The sequence below is a fragment of the Colwellia sp. BRX10-1 genome (assembly GCF_014077545.1).
In the GTDB taxonomy this organism is placed as follows: Bacteria; Pseudomonadota; Gammaproteobacteria; order Enterobacterales; family Alteromonadaceae; genus Colwellia_A.
In genome coordinates this window covers 1-4,045 of sequence record NZ_JACGWC010000051.1, presented here as the reverse complement: position 1 = coordinate 4,045, position 4,045 = coordinate 1, and the positions used below count along the sequence as shown (strand labels likewise).

3 protein-coding genes and 1 pseudogene are annotated in these 4,045 nt (G+C 38.1%); 1 reads left to right on the top strand and 3 read right to left on the bottom strand.

The window, feature by feature from the left end; genetic code table 11:
• Window positions 1-534: pseudogene (locus tag H4J75_RS19350) on the top strand (transposase); the annotation flags it as partial.
• A 210-nt stretch (window positions 535-744) separates the two neighbouring features.
• Here the strand turns inward: H4J75_RS19350 and H4J75_RS19345 are convergent.
• The 3 genes from H4J75_RS19345 to H4J75_RS19335 are packed head-to-tail and all read right to left on the bottom strand — an operon-like array spanning window position 745 to window position 3,075.
• On the bottom strand, window positions 745-1,197 hold the full coding sequence (locus H4J75_RS19345) for a universal stress protein (RefSeq protein ID WP_182215107.1): 453 nt from the start codon (window positions 1,195-1,197) through the stop codon (window positions 745-747).
• A gap of 16 nt (window positions 1,198-1,213) precedes the next feature.
• Complete coding sequence (locus H4J75_RS19340) at window positions 1,214-2,602, bottom strand: MBL fold metallo-hydrolase RNA specificity domain-containing protein (protein ID WP_182215105.1); 1,389 nt, start codon at window positions 2,600-2,602, stop codon at window positions 1,214-1,216.
• Window positions 2,603-2,619: 17 nt separating this feature from the next.
• Window positions 2,620-3,075, bottom strand: coding sequence for a c-type cytochrome (locus tag H4J75_RS19335; RefSeq protein ID WP_182215103.1), 456 nt, complete (start codon window positions 3,073-3,075; stop codon window positions 2,620-2,622).
• Window positions 3,076-4,045: the final 970 nt, after the last annotated feature.

The following is a 4,045-nucleotide window of genomic DNA, read 5'->3' as shown; positions in this document are numbered from 1 at the left end:
CAAGCCAATAAAGAAGATAAATGCACGGGGCACTTTTGGGAAGGACGCTTTAAATCACAAGCGCTACTCGATGAAGGGGCATTACTTGCTTGTATGGCTTATGTAGATTTAAATCCAGTGCGTGCAGGCATTGCCCCAACACCTGAGCAATCGAGTTTTACCAGTATTCAACTGCGTATCAAAGCAGCCATTATCGGGGAGCAACCCACAACGTTATTACCTTTTACGGGCAATGAACAGCAAGCTAAAACCTCCGGTATCCGCTTTAGCTTGAAGGACTATTTAACCCTTGTAGATGAAACAGGTCGCGTAATAAGAGCAGACAAACGAGGCGCTATCGAGACTAAAACCGCAAATATACTGTCAAGACTTCACATCAGCGATGAAAGTTGGCTCAAACTCACCACAAACTTTGAAGGTATATTCACTGGTGCGGTGGGTACCGCAGAGCATTTGTGTGAATTTACTGAGCACGTGGGGTTAAAGCGCGCACACGGGAAAGCAAATGCTCAAGCTTGTTTGAATAGCGCGTAAATTTAACTACATTCAAAAACAGCAAGAAAAATACAGCTACCTTGGGGGAGAAGTAAAGCTTGCCTGAAATTCACTCATTTAGTCAACATCTATAAAAATCGATATACAAAGACTTACAAGATGAAGTACATGCATTGTTAATGACCAATGGATAGCATTGTTTCAGAGCATTATTACTGCGGAGAATTATCATGGGTGGCATGGTAATAATCATTCAGGATAACGCACGGCTAAGACATCACATTTTGCCCCATGTAAAATAGCATTACAGGTAGATCCTAGTAGTAATTGCAAGCCATGTACACCATGACTTCCGGTGATAATTAAATCAACGTTTTCTTTCTCTGCAAAAGCAAAGACTTCGCCACTAATATGTCCTATTGGTATATGCAAATCTTGCTCTAGAATATTGAACCTTTTAGCCAAAGGCTGAAGTATCTCTTTGGCACGCTCTGCTAGTGCTCTAGTAGTTCCTATACTATCTATGGGGTCCAAACCCTGCATAGTACCGTATACACCAGCATAGTAAGCGTTTGGTATAGGCTCAACTACATGAATAACACTCAGTTTTGCCTGAGTGAGTTCTTGTAGTTGCGTGACTTTATCTTCGATATAACTCTTCGTCTCATTAAGTTCTGCGGCAAATAAAATATGCTTATACATTAATTTCTCCTTTATTTTAAATAATAATATTTTGCTTATAGCTTGCTTGCGTAACATCAACTTGATATTGATGTTTTAATTTTTGCGCAAGTATATCCATGGCTTCTACTTCCCCATGTACGAGAACTACAGGTGGTTTGTTTTCGAAGCCTTGATACCACTCAAGTAAGCCTTGTTGGTCAGCATGTGCAGAGAATCCGCCAACGGTGTGAATATTTGCTTTAACTTGTACCTTTTCTCCCCACAACTTTATGTGTTCACAGCCATCAACAAGCGATCGACCTAATGTTCCTCTAGCTTGAAAGCCAACAATAAGCACATGAGCATTCTCACGCCAAATATTATGTTTGAAATGGTGTTTAATTCGCCCCCCTGTACACATGCCGCTACCCGCTATAATAATGGCGCCTGAAGATATTTGATTTATTTTCATCGAATATTCAGTTGTTTCTGACATATGCAAGTTAGGTAAATTAAATATCCCATTATCTTGTAGTTGGACATCAATTGCTTCCTTATCGTAAACTTCGCGGTGCTTGGCATAAACATTAGTAGCTTTTATTCCCATAGGACTATCGAGAAAAATTTGCCAATCGCCTAATTGCCACTCCTCAAAATGTTGCTTAAATTCATAAAGTAACTCTTGTGTTCTGCCAACGGTAAAAGCAGGAATTAATATGTTTCCTTTACTACTTTTAGCATTAGCAATAATATTACCCATTTCTTGCCAAGTATCCTGCCAACTACGATGTAATCTGTCACCATATGTACTTTCCATAATAACCAAGTCAGCATGTTTAATCGTGAACGGATCACGTAAAATAGGGGCGTTTTTATGGCCTAAATCGCCACTAAAGACAATCTTTTTACTAACGCCGTTTTCAGTGAGTGCTAATTCAACAATAGCCGAACCAATAATATGACCCGCATCTCTAAGGGTTAGTTTAACGCCTTGGCATACTTCTAACTCGGCATCATAGGTAAGTCCTTTAAAATACTGACAGGTTGTCTCCGCTTCTGCTCTCGTATAAAGGGGGTCTACTAATGCTAAACCTTTACGCTCACGTTTTTTATTTTCCCAGCGGGCTTCCTTTTCGTGAATATAGCCTGAGTCTAGGAGCATAATTTTACATAAATCTACCGTGGTATTATGAGTATAGATACAACCATGAAAACCTTCTTTTATGAGCATGGGTAATCGACCTGTGTGGTCAAGGTGTGCGTGACTGACGATCACCGCATCTAGCTCACTAACATCAAAAGGGAAGGGGTCGTGATTGTGTTTTTCATGCTCATGAGAGCCCTGAAACATCCCACATTCAATAAGTATATTTTTGTTGTTTACTTGCACCAAATAGCAAGAACCCGTGACTTCACGAGTGGCACCGAAAAATTTAATATTCATTTTAGCTCCCATAAGGATTAGTGTGGGTAATACGGATATCTGGTTTGTTGATAAGGTTTTAATGTGTAATTTGGCTGTAAAAAGGACACCAAATCAATAAGCTCGGTCACGGTCATAACATCGTTAAAGACCTTCATCTTTGATTTTCCTTCAGGTGTTCTTAGCTTAGGCGAATGCGGGTTGGAGAATTTATGAGATGGATTAATTATTGAAGTAACTAATTCAGCGTAAGTTATGATTTTAGTTTTCTCACCCCCAAGGGAAACAGAGATATCTTGTTGTTTTACAATACTTGAGTCCTCAACACCTTTTAGTGTGTGGCACGCTAAACATTGGTACTTTAAGAAAACTGTTTTACCTGTTTCAATATTACCTTTAGGCAGGCTAAATCCTCGTGGGGAATCAACCCCTTTATCACAACTGAATAGCGTTAATGACAAAACGATAAGTAAAGTGAATAGAATGTATTTCATTGTTATTCCTTAATTACTTTTTTAAGTTGAATTAATTAAAGCGCTGATCAAAACCATGAGTAAAGTCACACTAGTATTAGAATTTTTTCTTGCTTATTGATATCTACAAATTGTATAGATAAGCATTTTTCTGGTGATATCAAAGACTCTTCTGGGATAGCAGTACAAGTTAAAAAGCAGATAATTCCAAAAAAATTACACATAGCGCTTTCCACTATTAGGTTGATTTTTAGTCTAGTTGTTCTTATTTGAGGATTCAATTTTTCTTGGGAATACGTTGATATAGATCAATGATGTAGACGTTAATGAAAAACTAACAGCTTATGAATGAAGTAGGTAAATAACTTTGTCTATCCGATAACACTGAATAAATCATTCAGTGCGCAGCGCTTCTATGGGGATTAATTTAGCGGCACTTTTTGCCAGATGAATGCCAGCTAACAAACCAATAAGGGCAGAAAAGCTTAACGAACCTTTAATACATAAATATTAAGGTCAACTGATAGCGCAGGCTGTGTGAAAACTATTTTGAACTTGCGTAATTTGGAAATATCAACGACAAAAGACTCTGTAGATTTAAATCTGTAGTAAGTTTGGTGTCAAACTACCTTTGAATTTACATAGCGTTGCATAAAAATTGTAAGCTGAGTGTTTTCACACAGCCTGAGCGAACAGTCTACCTAAAGAAAAACCAAAAGCTAACTTCTGCAATACTTATCAAAGTAAGCTTTAATTATTAGATGATGAACGACCGCTGTGGTGGCTAAGCGGACTACTTATTAAAATTAAGATATGTCGTCTTTGTAGTAAAAGTGATCTGAAGAGATCAATCTCAGACATTATGCGTGTAACACATGAAAGCTCGATTTTAGGTTGTCATTTCGCCATGCTGATACTGAAATAAATTCAGCATGACGTAGTTGGTATCAACATGACGTAGTTGTTATCAACATGACGTAGTTGTTATCAG